This window comes from Candidatus Chloroploca mongolica (genome assembly GCF_004762035.2).
Taxonomy (GTDB): Bacteria; Chloroflexota; Chloroflexia; order Chloroflexales; family Chloroflexaceae; genus Chloroploca; species Chloroploca mongolica.
Genome location: NZ_SIJK02000002.1, coordinates 103,728 through 123,085, shown reverse-complemented (window position 1 = coordinate 123,085; position 19,358 = coordinate 103,728). Strand labels below are relative to the sequence as shown.

The 19,358-nt window shown below is 49.2% G+C and carries 12 protein-coding genes; 6 read left to right on the top strand and 6 right to left on the bottom strand.

Annotated features, from left to right (window positions below; all coding sequences use genetic code 11):
* Positions 1 to 198: 198 nt before the first annotated feature.
* From EYB53_RS01960 to EYB53_RS01940, 5 genes are all read left to right on the top strand, one after another.
* The gene (locus EYB53_RS01960) at positions 199 to 687 is read left to right on the top strand and encodes a hypothetical protein (protein ID WP_167857213.1); all 489 of its coding nucleotides are present in this window, start codon (positions 199 to 201) and stop codon (positions 685 to 687) included.
* A gap of 101 nt (positions 688 to 788) precedes the next feature.
* On the top strand, positions 789 to 3,641 hold the full coding sequence (locus EYB53_RS01955) for an ATP-binding cassette domain-containing protein (protein WP_167857212.1): 2,853 nt from the start codon (positions 789 to 791) through the stop codon (positions 3,639 to 3,641).
* Positions 3,642 to 3,689: 48 nt separating this feature from the next.
* Positions 3,690 to 4,235, top strand: a complete 546-nt coding sequence (locus tag EYB53_RS01950; RefSeq protein WP_135476185.1) for a hypothetical protein — start codon at positions 3,690 to 3,692, stop codon at positions 4,233 to 4,235.
* Positions 4,236 to 4,486: 251 nt separating this feature from the next.
* On the top strand, positions 4,487 to 5,047 hold the full coding sequence (locus EYB53_RS01945) for a hypothetical protein (RefSeq protein ID WP_135476183.1): 561 nt from the start codon (positions 4,487 to 4,489) through the stop codon (positions 5,045 to 5,047).
* Positions 5,048 to 5,065: 18 nt separating this feature from the next.
* The gene (locus EYB53_RS01940; RefSeq protein WP_135476180.1) at positions 5,066 to 5,776 is read left to right on the top strand and encodes a DUF4230 domain-containing protein; all 711 of its coding nucleotides are present in this window, start codon (positions 5,066 to 5,068) and stop codon (positions 5,774 to 5,776) included.
* Positions 5,777 to 5,800: 24 nt separating this feature from the next.
* Here the strand turns inward: EYB53_RS01940 and EYB53_RS01935 are convergent, their stop codons facing one another.
* From EYB53_RS01935 to EYB53_RS01910, 6 genes are all read right to left on the bottom strand, one after another.
* Complete coding sequence (locus EYB53_RS01935) at positions 5,801 to 6,547, bottom strand: CAP domain-containing protein (protein ID WP_167857211.1); 747 nt, start codon at positions 6,545 to 6,547, stop codon at positions 5,801 to 5,803.
* A 397-nt stretch (positions 6,548 to 6,944) separates the two neighbouring features.
* Entirely contained in the window at positions 6,945 to 7,568 is a 624-nt protein-coding gene (locus EYB53_RS01930) for a hypothetical protein (RefSeq protein WP_135476176.1), read from the bottom strand.
* A 4-nt stretch (positions 7,569 to 7,572) separates the two neighbouring features.
* A complete protein-coding gene (locus tag EYB53_RS01925; protein ID WP_135476174.1) occupies positions 7,573 to 9,075 on the bottom strand; it encodes a methyl-accepting chemotaxis protein in 1,503 nt (500 codons plus the stop codon).
* Between the two features lie 25 nt (positions 9,076 to 9,100).
* Complete coding sequence (locus tag EYB53_RS01920; RefSeq protein ID WP_135476171.1) at positions 9,101 to 9,988, bottom strand: hypothetical protein; 888 nt, start codon at positions 9,986 to 9,988, stop codon at positions 9,101 to 9,103.
* A 42-nt stretch (positions 9,989 to 10,030) separates the two neighbouring features.
* A complete protein-coding gene (locus EYB53_RS01915; protein ID WP_167857210.1) occupies positions 10,031 to 13,168 on the bottom strand; it encodes a protein kinase in 3,138 nt (1,045 codons plus the stop codon).
* 78 nt (positions 13,169 to 13,246) lie between these two features.
* Positions 13,247 to 18,874 (bottom strand): tubulin-like doman-containing protein, encoded by a 5,628-nt coding sequence (locus EYB53_RS01910; protein ID WP_167857209.1) that lies wholly within the window; start codon positions 18,872 to 18,874, stop codon positions 13,247 to 13,249.
* 268 nt (positions 18,875 to 19,142) lie between these two features.
* On the opposite strand from EYB53_RS01910, the gene EYB53_RS01905 reads away from it, so the two are divergent.
* Positions 19,143 to 19,358, top strand: a 216-nt coding sequence (locus EYB53_RS01905; RefSeq protein ID WP_205712557.1) for a hypothetical protein, incomplete at its 3' end; no start/stop codon positions are given.

Here is a 19,358-nt window from a genome sequence, read left to right as displayed (position 1 = left end):
CTCTTCCTTAGTAACCAAGTGGCAAGTCTGGCGCTTGCTTGTAGTCTGGGCACCAGAATAGGAAAGGTGTGCTGCCGATGCCTCCATTATCACGCGCTCATGAAGGCAATATGTTACTAAGTTAGGGGAGCAAGGGTTCCTGCTATCAACTCGGAGGTGGCTATGTTCCAAAGGTTATTCAACTCTCCTGTGTTTCGCATGAGCGCTTTTTTGCTGCTGTTGCTGAGTTTAGGTTGTGGTGGGCCTAGCGTTGATGAGACCATTGTCATTAATAAGGACAACGACAAAGAAGTGTTAGGCGCACTCACGACTGAGACCTTTCGCGTCGATAATTCTACCGGTACCGAACCGATGACGAGCGATCAGACGGCACTCAAGCAGTATACCCACCGTGTGGAAGTTATCCCAGCAGCAGGAACCGCCGTTGATACTGATCGTGTCCGTACGGAGGTTTTTTTAGCGTATAACATTAGCACCGAGAGTCGGGAATTACCAAAAGATGCGGCTTGCGCCCTTACCAGAGTCAATGTTCCACCAGGCAATGTCTATCTCTACGATATTGAGTGGCAAGAAAAGTGGCGCGAGGGAACGTTCGACATTGGCCAGCCTGATGGAACTCCTGAAGGTACCTATCGTTTTCGCGAAACGCTCAATTGCCGCATTGTGGGCGCACGAGTCGAGCCGTAGGAGGCAATTGATGTTGGGCGTACCCGTACTCAGCTTCGTCTGCTTCGGTCGTAGAGTACGGGTGCCTCTCAGTTCCAATTATATGGATGCTTGGTAGATCTATGCCAGATCAAGTTACTCTGCAGGTAAAAAATCTGTGGGTTCGTCGCAGTAATAAAATAACTCTGGTTGATGTCTCATTTAAAGCCAAATCCTGTGAACTTACCGGTATCATTGGACCAAATGGGGCCGGCAAAAGTACGCTGATTAGTGCAATCTGCGGAGAGCGCCCTTTCCGCGGTGATGTTGTGCTGCAGGAGGGCGATGGTAATCCTGAAGAGTCATTGTACGCCGAAGGTGCTACTGAATACTGGTTGCCCCGGATTGGCTATGTACCGGTAGACGATGTCCTACATAAAAATTTGAGCATCCGCAAAGCGCTCTTTTATGTTGGTAAGCTGCGGCGTCCCGATCTCCGCAAGCGTGACCTGTATGAACAGATCGAGAAGTTGCTCGATGAGTTTAAGATTCCAGAAGATGCTCGTACGCGGATTCTAGATACACTGAGCAGTGGTCAGCGCAAAAAAGTTAATATTTGTGCTGAATTACTCAATAATCCTCCGATTCTGTTGCTTGATGAGCCGACGAGCAATCTCGATCCCAATGCCGAAGATGAATTGATGGAACTGTTGCGCAAACGGGCCAATGAGCAGTGCCAAACCATCATTGTTATTACCCACACACTTAACACCCTCCGTTATTGCGATCGGATCATCTTTTTGGAGAATGGGCACATTGCGAAAGGAGGTGTTGGTTGGCCTAATCTGGTTCAGGACAACCTCTGGCGTCAGGCCAGAGATATCAATCCAACTATCCCCGATGAGACTGATGTTTTTAAGCGATGGGTCTATATCTTTAATGAGTTCGCAAGTCGTACCGACAAACAACAGGACATCGTAGAGGCAGCACAGCAAGAATGGAGCAAACGAGCTCCTGCCTTAACCCTTCCCCCATCATCACGCACACCCCCACGACCACGTTGGTGGGCTCAGTTGCGCATTTTATTCCAACGATATATACGCATTCAATATGCAAATGGCCTTGCTACAAGCCTAAAGTTAATGCTTGGTTTGATTGGCGGGTTTTTATTGCTTGTGCTCCATCCAAATTCTTTTGTGCCTGTTGATAAGGGCAATATTGATCTTACCAATGCACGCAACGGGGTCTTCTACGTAAGTTTCATTGTGATGATCCTGGGTTTGCTGGCAAGTTTCCAGGAAATAACGAGTGAATGGTGGATTTATCAGCACGAGCGCAGGAAAGGGCTCTCGATCTGGGCTTATATCTTCTCTAAGTGGCTTCCGCTCATGCTTTTAGGCATCTTGGTGCCACTTCAAGTTGTTGCTGTGCTCGTCTTGTTTCACAAGCAACCTCTTTATCAGATGCTTGAAGATAAGCCAGGTTTGACCGTCCAGGGTGTCTTTCCAGCTGCAAATCCTGGGTGGTTGCAAACACTTACAAAGGATCTGCCACCTATTGTTGCCGAAACTGCCACCCTGTTTAACTTCGAGGGCTTGATAACCTTGATGCTTGCTTGCTTCGCTTCCCTTGCTCTGGGTCTCGCGATATCGGCATTGGCTTGGAAATCAAATCAGTTTGCGACAGCCTTGCTTGGGGCAATTATTATTTTTCAGGTGCTGATGTCTGGGCTTTCGGTCAATGAAGCCTGGCGTCAGGTAACTAATTTCCTCGAGATCTTTGCGGTCAATCACTGGGCTATTCGTGGATATTCAATTGATCTCGCTATCTATTGTTGGAACTGGCGTGATAATTTCAAAGATTACTATAGTCCAGGCATGTTGCTAGGTGTCTGGCTTGCGCTTGGCGTATACATGCTCGTCTGTCTTGGTCTCTGTTACATGCTGCTTCGCTTACGTGATCCTTGGACTCCCGCGCGACGCACGCTCAAACATCTGGTTTCATCACGAGCTACGCTTGCTGCCTTTTTGGTCGTGGCGACTCTTATCGGGAGCATTCTTGTCTTGCGTCAATCATCACGTGAGTACCATAACTTGTATATGTCGCTCGCTGCGAATGGTTATGTGCGCGCCGTGGATACACAAAGTTTTGCTGGTTTGCGTGGCCCTGCTCGGGGGCTTGCTGCGCTGAGTGTTGCGCAGTGTTATGATAATCACCCTGACCGGCTTCAGGCTGCCTTGCCTCGCCTGAGTGATGATCTTGGCGTAAGCCCTTCTGCTGTTGTCTCACCAACCACCATACCTTTGCTTCCTACCACAGAAGTGCCTGATGCAACGCCAACGTTGGAAAACCCCGGTGGTATGCCATTCAACGCAACTTCAGCGCCTGATGCTGAACCGACGCCTATCCCGGCCCCTGTGCTCGTCGATTATCCAAATGGGGTTGCCGTTGTATCAACAGAGTTACGTTATGGTCCTGATTTATCTGTCCTTACTCCTCTCCCTCAGCAAACGCCGCTCCTTATGCTTGATCGTGCGCGTGAACGTCCATGGATACGGGTTCTGGCCTTGCCACAGGCTGGAACAACGACTCCTCCCTATATTGGGTGGGTTCATGTCGCTGAGACGTCATTCGATCTCTCCCAGGCAAACGAAAATGTAGCGGTACCGCAACCGTGTGCCCGACCTGAGACCTATCTCCACAAGGGGCAGCTCAGTTGGACAAGTACGCGTGCGAGTGATGCAATTATTTTGATTGACGTGTTTCGTGACGATGTTGGCCAACTAGTCCAGGGCTTGACGCTTCGTCTCTTGCTTAATGATCAAGAGATTGATGCCCAGTCGGTGAATACGCGTGGTAGATTTCTGATCTATCAACGTAAAACATTATTTAGTGTCAAGCCTAATGATGTCTTACGTCTTGAGCTTGATGGTTCAAGATCTGACATTGATATTTTTGCTGTTATCTTTCTCGTTGAGACAGGCTGTTCACTGTAATCCTTGTCTCAATGAGATGCCAGGTAGGTCTTATTGAGGATGGCTGCAATGCAGATCCGCACCTTATTCCAGGTTCTTGTCTATCTGATCGGGTTAGCGATGATCCTAATCCCCTTAACCTTGTGGCCACAGATTAGTCTTTTTCCTCAACCCTTACGCCAAACACAAACCGCATTGGCGGGGATCGCGCAGGTTCAAACAATGGAACGTCTCGAGATGATGCAGATCACTACAACAACGCGATCTTCTTCCCTGCCAACAGGTACACCTCAGGCGACAGCCACACCTCTACCGACAGCCACGCCTATGCCAACGCTTACCCCAACAATGACCCCGCGCCCCGTCTTTACTGTTAATGCGCCCAGTGGCACTCCGATCTATACATGCCCAGGAGATCAGTATAGAAGGGGTAATCTAAGCTATGATAACCCGGTTCTCATTGGCTGGAATAGAAGTACAGATAATCAAGTCTTTTTATTACTTGAAGATAAAATTGGATACCCTCAAATCTGGATTAAATTAACCCGTGAAATGACCGTAAATCCTCGTGATTTTCAGCGCCAACTAGCGCGAACGAGTTGTCGAAATCAGTAGTGATTGAGGCCCCTATGACTGAACGCCCTTCAACATTTGTCACTCAGAGCCTCGTTCTTCTCGTTACCTTGATCTTGGGCCTCGCACTTGGAGGCGTCATTGGCTATTTCCTTGGGCAGACATCGTGTGAGTCATGCAACGTTACAAGTATGCCTTTGGAGTCCGCTACGAGCATACCGTTACTTCCTTCCTCAACTGAGTCGGCAATACCGACGATATCTCCTATAGCCGTACTGACAGAACCAACGCCAATGACTCCTCTTGTTGTTACGACGCCGTCACCTATTTTCAATGCTGCTGCTGGATCTGTGACGCAAAATCCAACGAGTCCGATCAACAGCACTGTTCCTACCTCAGCGATTCCACTGCCCGAAGTTGTGACGTTGACACCTACACCTCAAGCTACAACCGTGATTGAGATCAATGATGCTGACGCGAGCCTCATGATCCGTCAACAGATTGCAACGACACCCCGGTTACGTTTTCTGGAAAACACTACCATTGCCTTTGAAGACCAGAAGCTTAACCTTCGAGCAGTATCAAATGACCCGACCGGTCAGTTTGGTCAGGGCGAACTAGTGATCCGCGGCTACCCAGAAATTTTGGGGGTACGGGTAATCTTCAGACTTGAAAGTGCTGAAGTTGAGGGACAACCAGTCTCCCCAACCTTCGATCCGATCATCGAAGCATTAATGAATAATATGTTTCAAGAAATGATCGGGAACCGTCCCGCTCATGCCGTTGAGGTCAGGCCAGGCATGTTACGCCTGACCCTGGTTGAGTTTGCAAAAAGTTATCCAACGTGGTTCTGATGCAAGAAAGGCGTTCTAATGAATTTTGTTATCAAATTCTTTGCTCGCTTGTTGCAATTTTTTCTTGCGCTCCTTAATTTCCTTAGCGCCCCGCTTCAGCGTCTCTTGGGTCAGTTTGTCTTACTTGTGGCCCTGGCGTTTGTCATCTTCTGGTTTTTTGACCTGAGTCTGCCATTCAATCGCTGGTTGAAGCTATTTTCCCCATCTCAGCCCACAATTTTGACAAGCGATATCGTTATTTCCCAGATTCAAAGTATGAGCACCCTAGTGACAACATCTTTTGACGAACGAATCAGCGTCGAAGTCCGGAATGAGCCGGTGATCTTTTTCATGCCCTCAATCTATGAGAGTGTAACGCTTGAAGTCACAGGAAAAATATTAGCAGGGATTGATTTGCAGCGAATTCACAACGAAGATGTAATCGTGAATGATGACGAGATCGTTATCTATATACCACCAGCTCATATTGTCAGTCAGGATATACGTACGATGCTTGTGCGTAGCACAGATGGCCTTGTGCAAGGTGTTGATCCCGCGCTCTATCCTCAGGGCGAGGCGCGGGGACGTACCCTGCTTCTGGATGCAGCCTGCCGTTCAGGAATCCTGAGTCGGGCCGAACTTGATGCTCAACTTGCCTTGACTGATTTGTTGCTCAAAGTTGGCAATGGGCGCAAGGTACAGGTCATTCAGCAAAGTCCTGAGCCAGGCGAATTTACTGGATGTAGGTGACTTTGAACGAATAATCGGCTCAACTCATCGTACCAATAGAAACTGCTCACTCGCCAGTACCTGTTCCGCACCGACGCGTACCCAGACCCGCACACTATACATCCCCGCACGTCCCGCATTGTCAAGGGCAACGGTTGCCTGAAAGGTTCCATTTTCAGCCAGGCTTGGTTGGCTTGATGCGTAGATCGTGGCATCGCGCTGGTAGGAGCCGGTTGCGTTCAGTTCCTCAATACTCATTGGCGACGGCAACGGCTCATAAGTCACATTCACGAGCGGTTCAGTTGCTCCGGGCAAAAGTTGCCCGCTTACCACAATGGTATCACCTACCTGTGCCATTGCTGGGAGTGCATCTACGACCACATAGCGCCCGAGAAACTCTTGAGCCAGATAGAAGCTGCCTGTGCTTGGATTATACGCAAAGCCTACACCAACGTGCGTATGCGTTGGCGTCAGAATATTGCGCCGATGCCCCGGGCTTTGCATGAGTGCCGCCTGAGCCTGGCGCACAAGCGCAGCAAAATCATCAATCGGGGCTGCGCTTCCATCGTTGAAGCGATAGGCAAAAGTATAGATATTCTCCATCACCGCATCGCGACCACCAACACGACTATAACGCAGATCAGGCCCAACACCATCAGGACTCCAGTGGCTAAAAAAGGCCTGATCGGCCATTGCTTCAGCGTGAAGAGCTCCCACCTCTGCCGCAGTAACATCCCAGGCAACTGGTGGCAAGCCGTTAGCCTGACGATCCGCATTGATAACCCTGAGCATTTCCTGTTCCAGCAGGGCCACCTCGAAGGGCACAGGAGCACTGGCTGGCGTCGAAGTGCGTTCATCTGCGGTGCGTGTAGGGAGGGCAACTGATGTTGCAGGAGGTCGGGCCGTTATCGTAGGAATAGTTGTCGCCGGCGCAGCTGGGAGAGTTGCAACGCTAAGCGTGCTTGGCGCAGTGTTATCATCACGCAACCACAAACGTGCTCCCAACCAACCCAGACCACCCACCAACAACACAACCAGCAGCAACCCGCCAAGGTATAACCTCGTGCGCTGCCTCGCGCTCGATCGCGGCTGGTAGCGTAACGAAGACCGGTTTTGCGAAGGACGTCGTCGGGGGGGCATTTTAACTCGCTACGTTTGGTAAACCACGAATGCTTGATGTGAAACTGCATTACGGGGATGTCGGTAAAACAGGAATACCTGTAAAGAAGTAAATCTCTACTTTAATTTGACCTCTTAGTGCTCGATCATTCGAGAATTGAAGGAAGTCACGCCGAACTGAAGTGTCGAAGACCTCTGGAAGTACCTCAACGAGTAAGCGGTTCATTTCACGAGAAAGTCGAGTTCCTTCATCAAGAACATTGGAAGTTCCAAAAGTCAAAACGAAACCCGCTTTTCGTTTACCAACGTACTGATTGAGTGCGGATCGGATCTCTTGACGAACGCGATCCTGTTCACTTTTATCACCTTGCAGTAGCCGATCAGCATTTACGCGAAAAGAAAACTCAAAAGCTTCAGGAGAAAGTACATTTGGTGGTACAGGTGTATTTGTTGGTCTTGGTGTCGGTGTCTTGGTAGATTCAGCAAAAGCAGTCGGAGTTAGAGTCGGAGTTAGAGTCGGGCTAGCAGTCGGGGTTGGTCTTGGTGAATCGAGTTCAGCGGGTGGTTCAACCCCGACTGTATTGAACACAAAGAAGAGCATCGCCAGACCTAACAATAAATCGGCATAGAGCCATCCTGATAATGACATCGTATCACGATGTTTGTGTCTAAGGCCGCGTTGTCGGTGAAGCATACTTTTATATTGCTTGTTGTATAAAGGTTGTGATCATGGTTCCAAGGATCACCGCAATCATTATCACCATGCCTAGTCCCAAAAGTCCCCTTGGTGAAAAAAACTCTGATGGCGAAGAAGTTTGCTCTATCGGATGCTCAGATTTTGTTAAGTCACTTAGCAAAGGTTTTATGCTCGAAAATCCACTCATTACACTATGTATTTCTGCAATCAAATGGTGCTGATGTTCGAGAAAATTATTAATCAAGTTTGCAAGTTCATTACTTCGTTCCTGTGATTGATAAATCTGACGTCCAACTTCACTAAGTTGAGAAGATGCTTGGCTCACCTGATTAGCAGTTATTGTGACTTTCTCTAAGACCTGGTGCATATCAGTAAGCATTGATTGTCTTGATTGCTCAACGTCTTGGAGGCTTTGGTGAACTAGATCGCCTACCTGTGATATTAGGCGACCAGTTTCCGACATCTTCTTTATCCCTTCCAAAAGAACTTGCTGAGAAGCAGTATTTTCAAGGGTGGAGTTTCGAAGCTCATCGAGCGCACTATCGAGATCACGATTGGTCATTGCCGTTGATTGACGTAGGATATCAGCACTACCCTCTACACTTCGCAATGCATCAACTATATGCACTTGAGACTGTTCTAGGCGTTCTACGTTGCTACTCAAATGAGCAAGTACCATATGGAATTTACGTGTATGCTCATCAACCAAACGCCCATAATTGAGAATTCGCTCGGTTCCCTCTCCAAGACTAGAACTAAAATTTGTTAACTGAGCAAGATCTGCCTCGCGACGTTTCGTCAAATCGTCTAGTCTTTCTCGTTCACTGGCCAGATGACTCAAAAGATCACGCGCATTTATCTGGAAACTATCAGCGATTTCAGCAACTTTTAACACCGCATGGGCTTGAGCTTGGCGAAAACGTTCTGGTGCCAAAAGACGATTAATTTGCCAAATGATTTGTTCAACCCGTCTGCGGATGACACCAGCTTGTTCAGCAGCTTGACTATCACGTACATCATGCTGGAAATGTACAAAAAATGTAAGCAAGACAATAATACTGATAACGAAAAAATCAAAACTTGCGATTTGACTAAAAGTTGGATTAAAGAGATTTGCGTTTCCATCAAATCCTTGTTCCCATAAGAGAAGAAATGGTTGAGTAATAAGATCTGGTTGTTCTTCGATAAGCTTTTTATAGTTCGAAGTGGCGGCTGAGAGTGCATGCCACGTAACTGCAATAGGCAACAAAATTAATACGTTACGTAAAAAATCGAGCCAGTGGAGCCATTTGGGCATACGCTGATAATGGGCATATGCCCTCTCTTCAATACTAGATGGACTAACCACGGCATTTAGATCAAGATGTACGAGTTTCTGCTGCTCATCATCCTCGCTCCATAGACCTTGACCAAGTACTTCAAGCCGCTCTCGTGCATCACGATCGATGGGCGACAGATCAATAATCAGCCGATTCAGTGAACTTTTCAAGTCTTCCAGCATCATTGAGATATTACCTTATATCACATATTCAGGCCAACAACAGGTGTGGATAGCGTAGAAGCAACTCAAGTTCAACTTGCTCCGCATCGTCTAGTAAATTTGGTGTCATTTTTATTACAATAGAACCAAGTTGCGCAATAGTTTTTTCATCACGATGCTTCAAAGCTTCACGTAATTGGTTGCGCCGCTCGATTGCAATTCGTGCCTCTTGTAGCTTGAGCCAGTTACTACCAGCGGGTACTGTTGCTCCACAACGAACAACTTCCAGGTATGCTATGGCTATCGCTTCGATTGAGGTATCGTCTTTCAGCGCATTGTGCAAGACCTGCAGTGCTTCAATGCGCTGAATAGCTAAGCGTGCTCGCATACGATCCGCAGTGGGAAGCAAGGTGCTCGTGTCTAACAGTTCCGGGTTATAACATGTGGCAATCACCTCATCACTATCAGTAGCGAGCGCATCACGGAGGGTTGCGATTGCTTGAGTTCGTGCCCAGATTACCTCACAATATGCGTACGTGACTTGATCCAAGAGACTGCTCTGGGCTAGAAGATCGCGATCATAAAGCCGAGCAATGCCTGCTTCATCTTTGCAGCGAATGGCAACTTTGAGTTTGCGCCACAATTCAACTCGGCGCTGAGCAAGCTCTACCCGTGCTTTCATTGGTGCTGGAAGATCAAAGAAAGGTTGCAGAAGTTCGGGATGGTAAACCATCGCAATGGCAAAATCATCATTTTTGGCTAAAGCCACTCTTACCGCCTGCACCATTGGTGCGACTCGACGCGCCTGTTGCAACGCCTTCTTTTCACGATGACTCATCGTATGCTGAGAGTTCAAAACCCGCTCTCCCACTGTTAAGACTCGCTCGATGTCTCGTGATCTCAGGGCCGCACGAAGTGTATCAGCTTTAGGTGGCATAGGTCTCTTTCCATCAGGTGTCCCTATACAGGGTTTCGATATTTATTGTTGTGGCCAAATCCTTTTTAGGAAACGTCCTTGTTGCGCTTCCGGGTTGCGACTGCGACACAACATCCGGTATTCGTCTTGTAGTTCAGTTATAAGCCAGTGTTCACGAAGACTAGGTACATTGACGGTCAACCCCTGAAACTGCTTGAAGGCCTCATCGGCTTTTTCAAGATCGCGTAGGTTGATTGACTCAAGATAGTTACGCAGTACTTCGTATAAGTCTTGCCTGCGATATATAGTTTCTAACCAGTTTACTGATCCCCTGAGTTGTTCAATAATATTGTCTCTAACACGATCAGTTGGCAACTGTTTTGATATTTGAATTGCATTTTCAAGAAAAGATTGTGCGCCGTTTTCTTTATCTAGATTTAGTTGGCGAATTGCATAAAAACCATGGGATATTTGAATGTTTAGTAATTTAATTAGCGTATTGTTCGTATAATTTTCTATTTGAGAAAAACTACTATCAGATAATTTGATTTTATTTTCCATATCTTCTGTTTTAGATCTTATGTTCTCAAATTGATCTTCAATGTTTTTTTGTTTTTTAATTGTATGGAGTATCTCATTTTCATGCTGAAAGACTTGTTGTGATAATACATTAAACTGATCCGTAATTTGTTTGGCTTTACTGAGTCCCTCTTCAATGCTTTTGATTCGGCGGCTATATGCTTCAGCACGATCAATTAATAAGGTGTGTTCTGGTCGCCGTAACATTAATTCAAAGCGCTGAGCTTGTCTTAGAATATCATTGCTGAGTATGAGACTTTCTTCGAAACGCTTATTCTCTTCCTGAAGAGCTGTCGCAAGTTGGATGAGATTGGCTGCGATATCGTTGAGATAGTAAACCAAACGTGCGGAGCGTCGAGCCGTGATCAATGTCTCAACCTGATAGCTTGCTTCAAGATTCGTCATGCCAGGACGATCATAAAGCTGCATAAAATAGGTGCTTCTACTCTCTTCAAGAATTTGATCGATTCGTACATTGTCAAGATTTGTCAGAAAAAATTCAGGACTTACTTCTATTTCACCAAAAATTTCACGTAGTTCTTTGAATAATTCTTCACGAATCTCGTTGATTCCCTGCAGCTCCTGTCTCCATACCTCAAGTTCTTTCTCGTTGTGCTCAATACTGGGTGGTAAGGCTTGCAATACCTGAATCAGTTCATATGCTTGCTTGATTTCATCAGGCCAGAGTACTTTATGCCGTATTTGCTCTAATTTCGCCCGTGCAGCCTTCGCAACTCGTTGTTGAAGCAATTTATACTCATACTCCTCTGACGGTGAGGAAGAAGTGATTACATGCCGATCAATTATGCCACTTATTTTGTTAGTAATAAAACATTCATTAATCAGAGCAATTTCGTTAATCCATGATAGTATGTCATTTCTCGTCTGATCATAATCATCTAAACTACCTATATGAAACAACTGATCGCGTAGTGCCTGAATTTCAGTTGTAAGATCTCGCCAGCAACCTGTACTATTGAGCGCCTTCGAGACTTCGCGAATAGCATTGGAGAGTTGTACTTGCCTATTTTGATTTTCCTTTTGCCTCCAATTTTGCATCATTTGCATACTCATTTCCCGATCTAAATCGGCGTTTTCTGACTGCAGGCAGACTGCATAAGGTCGATTTATTTTTTCAAGCTCGTGCCAGTATGTAATGACTTGCGCTTGTTCACGCGAAAAATCCTCGCCTCTTGCTCGCTTCTGTCGCACCTGCGCTAAAGAGATGTGCAGATTCAGTTCGTGCATAAGAGGTTGGATCTTTTCTTTCACAAAATCGGGAAGGGTATTTATCGTATGTTCTAATGGTGTGAAAATACGCAACATGCTATTCATGACCTGATCAGCAGGCTGTCCAAATGAGTAAATAACTTGTTCTAGTTGCATAAGACTGTCTGATAAGCTACGTATTTGTTCGTATGCATCAATACGATGCTCATCACATAGTGTGCCTACATGCGTGACAAGCGACCAGCGCAGCAGACGCAGGTATGCTTGTTGTGAATCGCTACTTTGAGCCTGAAATCGTTGCAAAGTAGTTTGCACGATTTGTTGTGCTCCTTCATTATCACGCACCATAAGACATTGATGGATCTGCTGAATCGCTTCAATTGTCTCTTGGTGCAATGATGAAGCCTGCTGCTCAGCCCATGTCTGCAGCTTATATACTTCTTCTTTATCGAATTCTTGCGCTTTAGAGAGTATAACATCTGTAATAATGAGTAGCTTATTAACTAACTTGATATTTGGTGCTGAGAATATACTCTGCTCTATGTCTGTTCTGATCTTTCTAGCATCCATTAGTAGTGCTTCAATGCTATCTTCTTCTTTGATGCGAATAATTCCGCGATACCATTTGAGATCTTCAAACAATTCACTAGCACTTTGATATCCCCAACCGGCTCTGGATTGAACAGATCGGCTTAAAATTGTACGTAAACCACGTGATATACTTGCCCATCTTGCGTCATTGATTTCATCTACAGCCGGCAATTGCGCAATCTGACGCCCAAGGGCATACTCTGCCCAGATCTGACCAAAGCTTCGTATATCCTGACGCTTTAACTCTGCTCGGTTCTGTGATGGGGCATTATCAGGAATCATACGCACCCGATTCCAGTCCAGTACTACCAAGCGCCACCCTTCTTTTTGCGGAATCAGATAAAAATCAGCAACTTTACGGTCTCCACGCATTGTGTAACTCAGTTCATGGATGACCATAAGAAGTTGAGCGTATTGGAAGGCACTTTCTAAGACAAGTTCTTCAGGTAAATTTCGATCGTCTTGATTAACTAATTTGCTAAGCAGTGACTCACGCCCAATATGTTCCATGATAATAATTGCGCGATCCGGATCATCTTCAGAAAACCCTTTATGTGCCCAGGGTACGCAGTTATGTACCGCAGATTTGCCTAACAAGTTCAGAAGATCTAACTCGCTCCAAAAATCAGCAAGATATTCTTTGGCCATACCTCGATGGGCAATCTTGATTGCCACCGTTTGGCGAGGATCATCGACCGTTGTGCCTAGCCATACCTGTGCAGTGGCCCCGGCCCCCAATTCAACTACCCCTGTTTGATATGTTACCTTGGTCTCACGATCAGTAACAGTATGAATGGTCATGGCACTGCCTCCCTCAACTAGGTGGAGATGGACATGGGCGGTACCACCCCCGCCCATCCGTGTCTCAGATGTGTTTTGCTAACTACGACGTGAACGTTGCATCACCAGTTTCTCCCATTCATCGGGAGCAGCACGCTTAAAGGCTGCCAAGGCAGCGACCGCCATCAGATCTTGTACCAAGACAGGCTCATTGCTCAGATCAATGGGTTTGATCGGCTCTGTCACGGGAGGTTGCGGCAGCGTTGGATTGGGCCGTGCTGGGAAACCGCATGTACCACAGAACTTCTCATTCGGCTTCATCGGATGTTGATCCGGGCCGTTACAGACAAGCCCCTCGCCAACTGCAACTGCACCGCATCGGCCACAGAACTTCTCGTTTGGCTTCATCGGATGCTGATTGAGGCAGAATCGGGGTTGCGCTGGGGGAGCCGTGGCTACCCCGGACGGCTTAAACTGTTGCACAAAACCTTGCCATGCTTTGCGCGTTTGTTCATTAGCCCGGCCAAGTTGCTCGTTCAGGCTGTCAAACAGGCTCTGATCCTCAGGATCACCTGCGGCTATGCGGAGTAGACCGACCACGCGCCAATCGACCATGCCGAGTTCACCTCCACGTAGAGCTAGACTGAATTCCTCGTCCGGGCATTGTAGCCACGGGTTACCGGCTCGTTGTACAATCCAGCCAGCCGTAAAGGCCGCAAGGTAGCGTTCTGCAAGCTCTGGGCGGGCCAAACCCATGACGATGATTGGATGCAAAGCCCGGAAATCCTGATTTAGTCCACGCTCGAGACGACGTTCATACTCCAAGCTCGCCCGTTCGGCAGCATAGACGGTAGCTAACAAAGGCGATTCCACCATCGTATCGTTGGCGCTGCCTGCATTACGTTGGTAGTATGCCCAGATGCTCTTATACTCTGGTACGCCAATTAGTGGCATCAGACTATACTCTCGTAGCAGCGTGATCGCCATGCTATCGGTACTTTCAATGACGTTGGTTGGCACCGGATTTTCAGTGTTTTCAATCAGCGTACGTGGGCCTCCAAGATTCTGGAAACTCACCTCGAGAGGATGCGGTGCTTGGCCCTTTTGAAGCTGAGGTGGGAGGCCCGCCACAGCTTGCATTTCGCCATCAATAGTCTGATTGGGTGTCTGAGCATAACGGATGTGCGGTAACGCTGTACGCCACATTAGTCGCACTAGATCTGCGGTTGGATCGGCGAGTTTGCTGGGCATCATGGTCAAGAGGAGTTCGTGCAAAGCCACGTTGCTCGCCAGATCTTGGGTGACGCTCTTCGCTAACCGCTCGATCTCGTCAGCAATTGCGGTGATGCTATGTGAAGCAGCATCAAGTGCGATGGCTTTCTGGGCATCCTTCTCAAAAGTCACGAGGCGAAGGGTTAGTGAACCATTGCGGTCAATATTCCATCGGAAGCGCTGAAGATGCTCGGCCACGCGTGGTTCAACCTGTTCGTACCATTCGTCAACCAGTTCAACCTGGTTATCAGGTTCAGCCGGATCACGATCTGGGCTAAGCGGACGCCGCCAGAGGTAGCGCCGCACCGCAATGCGATCCATCTGTTCGCGCCGTTGTTCGGCTTTTGCCTGGCGTTGGGCGAGTTCTTGATAGAGGCTGACCGAGCCATTAGAGTTGGGGCGCTGGTCGCCACCAATCAGGATGTTGCGCATAGCCTCTAAAGAAGCCAGCGCCTGTTTGGTCACCTCAATCCATGCCTGTAGGCGTTTCACCACCTGATTCCATTCGTTCTGGTTGGCTTTACCTCCCCCAAACCAGATGTTGAGTCGTTGGAACCATGAGCGTTCTTCCACTGCTGGAGCTATAGCCCCCTGATTACGTGCCTCATTCAGCGCCTCAGTAAAGTACGTAAGAACAGCCGTCAGAAAGGCCTGGGCATACCCCAGACGCGGCGCACGGCGCGCAAAACTACCCTGCTGGTCGCCGTTAAGGATCAGTCCGAGGGCGTAGCCAAGATAGTCATAGTAGGGGCGCCCCTCCTCATCGTTAGCAAGGTCAATAACATCACGCGCACGTACTTTTCCTGTTCCAGTGAGGTAAGCAACGGTAGACATGCCATGAGGCGGCTCACCCGCAACGTGCTGACCAAGGATGAACTCTTTGGCATAGTTAGCGACTGGTGCCTCCATCCCTGCCTCGTCGGGGTTAAACGAAGGAAGCTCCGAATCAACTGAACCGTTCAGGAAGACATGGAAGAGTTTACGTGCCCAGCGGGCTTCGACTATCTCCTGGATGTCGACAATCGGGACACGTACGACATAACTGCCTGTTCCCGCCACGATTGCCTTCTGGGTGTTGGTCTGCTTTGTTGTTGCCTGAGCATGCAGGCCGCTGCGATAATCGCCTTGCGCCCCTGCATTGACCGCACGATCAAGACGCAGGGCAATTGTATCGGCCATAGAGGCAAGCACGGTAGCCCATGGCTCATCAGCCTTACCTGTACCCCGCTCCGGTTCGCCGCTACCACCAAAAAGGGTGATGTAATCAAACATGGGTACGCTAAGATCACCCTTCAGGTAACCTCGCTGTGGATGAACTTCGGTCTGGTAGCTAAACGGGAAGGGTAAGCCCTGATTGAGTTGGAAGCGCTGTAACTCTCGTAGCGTGGCCGCTGCATTGATATTCAGCGCATCAGGATTGGCTGCCACGGTGCGAAAGACTTCGGGCGTGGCGAAGTAGCCTTCAATGTAAATTGTACCGTCTTTCGGCACAACCATGTGCGCAGCTTGACGAGCCAGATACGCCAGATCAGTGATTGTTCCACTCATACCGCCTGCTACCGAGCCGACTACAATTACCCGTACAATCCGCCCCTTGGTGTCATAAGCTGCCTGACAACCCTCTACGAGCCGATCCCATAGGTAGGTGGCATCATTGGGTGGTACTTCATCTGCTGGTGTAGTAGGATCGCCAACGAGCTTGTCAATCAAACCAGCACGGGCCAATGGGCGCCGTCCACCCGTGCCCGAACCAAGGTTGCGTTGACCTACCGGCAGTGTGCGGTATTCTTTGTAGGGAAACCAACCATCAAGCGCCTGCTCGATGGTGGTGCGAGTGTGTTCAATCAGACTTGAGAGGTTCTGCCCCATAAGCAATACTTCGTTCTGCTCCAGGCTCACACCAGCAAACTCAACCCCCACTGCCTTGCCCTGGGCGTCGCGGAAGATATTGGTCTGCTCCAACTCAGAAGTATCAAGGAGCACAAACTTCACACCCGATGGTAATTGCCCACCGCCACCATCGCGCAAGCTCTTCTTGAGTTGGGTCAGCACCATACGGCCAGTGCCTCCCGTCCCGATGATCAGGGTTGGGGCCACTTGCCAGAAGGGATTGAACTGGAGCGGTGGCAGAGCTCCTGGTGGAGGAGGTACTTTTGCCTGCTCGACTGGTGGTTGTGGCTGCGGTCGTAAGCGACAAAGCCAGTATGCTAACAGTACGAGAAAGATTGGTATCAGCCACGGCCAGAGTCCGATCAATTCCGCCGTAATGTCGCGGGCAGGTGGTTCACCCCAGAAGGGCAGATGCTCGAAGACGCCAGGTTGGGCGGCACTACGGAGGGGGATGGCTGCACCTGAATTACCATTGGTATCAATTGTGGTAACAAAAATATCATAATGCGAGTCATCACGCTTGCTGTTGAAGGCAATAGTCTGCCCATCACGCGACCAGGTCGGCCACGAGTTACTGAGCGTTCCTGATACTTTGCCAGGGGCATCATTTGCAGCTAAACGCAGTGGTGATCCACCTGTCGCAGGGATCAAGAAGATCTCAGCCTCGGGTGCGGCGTAGGTTGTTTGTCCGTTCGTATGCCGTGTAAAGGCAACCCAGCGCCCATCCGGTGAGAATGAGGGATAGTAATTGAATCCATCCCCGCTCGCTCCAGGGAGGGGTACCGCGATACCTCCTGTCGCTGCTACAACATAGATGTCGCACGGCCCCGCAAAGGTAGCCTGGTTAATGGTAGTTGTGCCCCGTACAAAAGCGATGGTTTGCCCATCAGGTGACCAGGCTGGCATGAGTTCAGCGACGGCCGGATCATTGGCACCTTCCAGTTCTGTAGTGGTACCCGTCACCAGATCGAGAATCTGGATATTCAATTGCGAGTCTGAGAATGCTAACTTCGATCCGTCGGGTGACCAACTAAGGTAGGCAGCACGTTGATCTGGTACCTGAACGGGTGTTCCGTCAAGCTTGTAAACGACAATCGGGCCACCTAAACCGCCCTTAATCGCTGCGATTTGATGCTGGTTTGAATTGACCGTATGGCAACCAATACAACCCTGATCAGTTAGTGCCGTCAATGGCTGCGCTGGCCGTAGGCCACGCAGATCAGTGGTGTAAATCCCATTCGCGCCGCGTTCATCAATCCGCCAGAAGTAGACGGCCTCACGCGCATCACACGCACCAACCACGCCGAGTAACTGGTTGAGGGCCAGTATGAGGATCGGGAGCAACAACCACGGAATCAGCGCACAGAGCCGCTGCTCATGCGGGGCCTTCTGTAACTCTTGCCAAACTCGCCAGAGCCACCAAAGCAGGAAAATGAAAACAAGGAATCCGAGCAACCAGGGCCACCAGGCACTATCACAGAAGAAACTCTGGCTGCCCTGGATAATCTTTTGACCCGTCGTTGGCGTTGGTGTTGGAGGCAAGGGGGGCGCTGGGGTCAGGGTAGGACGCAGCGTTGGTGTTGGGGGTGCTAGAAAACTAAGTGGTAGTCCTTGCACAAAGTTGATGGGCACTGAGTTACTAGGATCGCCGCAACGTTGATACGTCACTTGATCGCCCCGACCTACTTCAGTCTGGCCCGGGTTTCGAGGTTGTACACGATAGCTCAATGGTATCGGGACATCCAACAGCTTGGGAACGACCCAGGTGATCGTCCCGCCGCTTACATTTCCAGGTGGATCAATCGAATCAGGAATGATCTCCAGCGTAGTGGGATCGAAGTTGTGGTTGACAACGATCTGGCTAGCAGCGACCGGTCTGATGACCACTTCGGCAATCGTGGCATAGATCTGCTCGAGATCACCTGCCTGGGCCGCCGCGTAATAGTCACTGGGTTGTGAGGCGATTTCTCGTAGCAAGTTCGCATCAACGTCTGATCCTAGCCCAATCGTAATAATTCTGATGCCAGTATTGCGTGCTGCTTCAGCGGCACGCAATACTGGCGCAGAAGGTTGACGACCATCTGTGAGCAAGACTAGAACCTGGGTCGCTTCATTTCGCCCGCTCAAGCCAAACTCACGCTCTGCGACCAGGATGCCTGCATCAATCCTGGTACTGCTGCCAAGTCCAATCTGATCAATAGCTTGTTGGATCTGAGCAGCATCACTCGAGATAGCGATTACCGTATTGGCTGACCCATCGAAGGCCACCACCCCTACACGGTCGCGGTTGAGATCAACGCGATTGATAAAACCCTTGGCTGCTTCCTGCATAACCTCGAACTTACTGCTGCGCATACCTCCACCAGCAGCATCATTCATACTGCCTGAGCGATCAAGCACAAGGATGATGTCGGTTGGCTGACTAACTATCTGCACATCACAAATATCGCTATCACCACTCAAAGTCAGGGTAACTGTGAATTCAACCTGACCAAACTCGCCAGTGAGAGGATTGACCTCACGCTCAACGCGTAATGCCTCTCCTCCTTGTCCCTGGACGGGCAAAGCTTGAAGTCCAAGTAGCCCCAACCCACATACGAGCAGGACGAATAGAAGTCGGTGAAGGTTGTGATGACAGCCAAGAGTATTCATAGCATTCTCGCAGGCAAAGCCGGTGCAGATGTGCAGCACTTCATATATAGTCAGCCTAAATGTTTGATGCGACAAGAGGCGGGTGCGCACACCGTCGGCAGAAGAGATCATCCTCGGCCATTGGGTGATGGTCTGGGCCGGCACAGACCCGCTTGGCAACCTCTGATGGCACAAGAAGCGGGTGCGCACACCGTCGGCAGAAGAGATCATCCTCAGCCATTGGGTGATGGTCTGGGCCAGCACAGACCCGCTTGGCAACCTCTGGTGCGACAAGAGGCGGGTGCGCACACCGTCGGCAGAAGAGATCATTCTCGGCCATTGGATGATGGTCTGGGCCGGCGCAAACCCGGGGGGGCAGGACGGCCTCCACAAAGGGGGGCTTGCCACAGATGGGGCA

Bases quoted from the DNA above. Each gene is read 5' to 3' on its own strand.
- EYB53_RS01960 (WP_167857213.1), top strand. From the start codon at position 199: ATGAGCGCTTTTTTGCTGCTGTTGCTGAGTTTAGGTTGTGGTGGGCCT.
- EYB53_RS01955 (WP_167857212.1), top strand. From the start codon at position 789: ATGCCAGATCAAGTTACTCTGCAGGTAAAAAATCTGTGGGTTCGTCGC.
- EYB53_RS01950 (WP_135476185.1), top strand. From the start codon at position 3,690: ATGCAGATCCGCACCTTATTCCAGGTTCTTGTCTATCTGATCGGGTTA.
- EYB53_RS01945 (WP_135476183.1), top strand. From the start codon at position 4,487: ATGACTCCTCTTGTTGTTACGACGCCGTCACCTATTTTCAATGCTGCT.
- EYB53_RS01940 (WP_135476180.1), top strand. From the start codon at position 5,066: ATGAATTTTGTTATCAAATTCTTTGCTCGCTTGTTGCAATTTTTTCTT.
- EYB53_RS01935 (WP_167857211.1), bottom strand. From the start codon at position 6,547: ATGCTCAGGGTTATCAATGCGGATCGTCAGGCTAACGGCTTGCCACCA.
- EYB53_RS01930 (WP_135476176.1), bottom strand. From the start codon at position 7,568: ATGCTTCACCGACAACGCGGCCTTAGACACAAACATCGTGATACGATG.
- EYB53_RS01925 (WP_135476174.1), bottom strand. From the start codon at position 9,075: ATGATGCTGGAAGACTTGAAAAGTTCACTGAATCGGCTGATTATTGAT.
- EYB53_RS01920 (WP_135476171.1), bottom strand. From the start codon at position 9,988: ATGCCACCTAAAGCTGATACACTTCGTGCGGCCCTGAGATCACGAGAC.
- EYB53_RS01915 (WP_167857210.1), bottom strand. From the start codon at position 13,168: ATGACCATTCATACTGTTACTGATCGTGAGACCAAGGTAACATATCAA.